Source organism: Cryobacterium sp. M23, from assembly GCF_002929655.1.
Taxonomy (GTDB): Bacteria; Actinomycetota; Actinomycetes; order Actinomycetales; family Microbacteriaceae; genus Cryobacterium; species Cryobacterium sandaracinum.
The window spans coordinates 1-1,352 of the sequence record NZ_PJJV01000005.1 but is presented as its reverse complement, the minus strand read 5'-3'; the positions used below and the strand labels follow the sequence as shown (position 1 = coordinate 1,352).

Annotated in this window: 3 protein-coding genes and 2 pseudogenes; 2 read left to right on the top strand and 3 right to left on the bottom strand. The window is 60.8% G+C overall.

Going from position 1 to position 1,352, the window contains the following annotated elements:
• Positions 1 to 128: transposase (locus CXY82_RS00055; RefSeq protein WP_146068985.1), on the bottom strand; the 128-nt coding region annotated here is incomplete at its 3' end.
• 173 nt (positions 129 to 301) lie between these two features.
• Here CXY82_RS00055 and CXY82_RS18405 point away from each other — a divergent pair.
• A complete protein-coding gene (locus tag CXY82_RS18405; RefSeq protein ID WP_104169147.1) occupies positions 302 to 460 on the top strand; it encodes a carboxymuconolactone decarboxylase family protein in 159 nt (52 codons plus the stop codon).
• A 123-nt stretch (positions 461 to 583) separates the two neighbouring features.
• Here the strand turns inward: CXY82_RS18405 and CXY82_RS00045 are convergent, their stop codons facing one another.
• The gene (locus tag CXY82_RS00045) at positions 584 to 799 is read right to left on the bottom strand and encodes a hypothetical protein (protein WP_104169146.1); all 216 of its coding nucleotides are present in this window, start codon (positions 797 to 799) and stop codon (positions 584 to 586) included.
• A pseudogene (locus tag CXY82_RS00040) lies at positions 799 to 1,032 on the bottom strand (transposase); the annotation flags it as partial. The pseudogene CXY82_RS00040 and the gene CXY82_RS00045, both read right to left, overlap by 1 nt.
• Positions 1,033 to 1,166: 134 nt before the next feature.
• On the opposite strand from CXY82_RS00040, the pseudogene CXY82_RS00035 reads away from it, so the two are divergent.
• Positions 1,167 to 1,352, top strand: a pseudogene (locus tag CXY82_RS00035) (IS3 family transposase); the annotation flags it as partial.

Here is a 1,352-nt window from a genome sequence, read left to right as displayed (position 1 = left end):
GTGGCTTCCTTGACGCCGAGCTCTCGGGCCACGGTCGACACGGGCCGACCGGTGTTGATCACCAGCTTGACGGCCTCGTCTTTGAACTCAGGAGTGAACTCCCGGCGTGTGTTTTCAATGATAAACATTCTCTCTTGTGAGGTGTCCACCAACCGGGGTCAAGGCCAGACTTCATCGGACGACATGCGCAATAGCGGTCGCTCTACGTACAAGCACCATGAACACTGACAGAAAGGTAACGACAATGTCAGTTGAGCAACGCCTCTCCGTCGGTGATGTCGATCCCGAGTCCTAGAAACCGATGTTCGCCCTAGAGAAATACATCCATGCGGGAAGCCTGGGTGAAGCTCTGCCGGCGCTGGTGAAAATTCGCGCGTCGCAGATCAATGGATGCGCGTACTGCCTGGACATGCACGGGTGCGAAGCCCGGGCGGCGCTCAGCGCCGCCTCGATGTGTTAGAGGCAGGGAGGAGGCGCCGAGCTTGTACGGCTACGTCCCCGTGAGTGTTGTGGTTTCCGGCTTCTGAGTGTTGCTTCGTCAACGTGAGTCGTCGCATGGTCACGGCGACGGTCTTGCGAGAGATTATCTCCCCGTCCGCGCGGAGATCAGCCAAGATCCGCGGGGCCCATAGACCTCGTCGGAATCACCGTGGAAGAAGGTGACCTTCTGCTCGATATGCACCCGCCGAATCGACGCCGGCGACGGCGGCCGGCCAACCCAGGCGTAGTAGCCCGACCGGGAAACTTCGAGAAGGCGGACCATGCGGGTGATGGTGAAGTTGGTCTTCTCCGCCAGCATCAGTTCGAACGCTTGCCGTTCGTATCCGACGCTTCCTGGGCGAAGAAGATGGACGCTTTTTTTAGAAAGGCCCTGTCCATCTTCAGGTCCGCGTTCTCTTTCCGAAGCCGCAGCAGCTCGGCCCTTTCAGACTCCGTCACCTCAGTCTGCCCGGTCTCGTTGCGAGCCTTGAACGCGCTCACCCACCGGCCCAGTGTGGCCTCGTTAACACCGAGCTCGCGGGCAACGGTCGCGACCGCTNCCCCTACGTGTCAGGGTGAGTTGAGGCCAGTAGCTCAGAGCAAGTCCGCCGTTTGACGTAGGGCGAGAATCAGGAAGTCCAACCATGTCCAGCCCATCGTTGATCGCCGTGCGCGACGATAGTTCCATGAACAACAGCAGTCCCGGCCCGCGCGCGGGCGGCCCCACGCCCCGGCGCTCGTTCACGCCGAAGCAGAAACTTGACCACCTCGCCGCCTACGAGGATGCGATTTCCCGGAACGGGGGCGGCGCGTATTTGCGGGAGCAGGGCATCTATTCCTCGCAGATCACGGAGTGGCGAAAACTGCGTGAT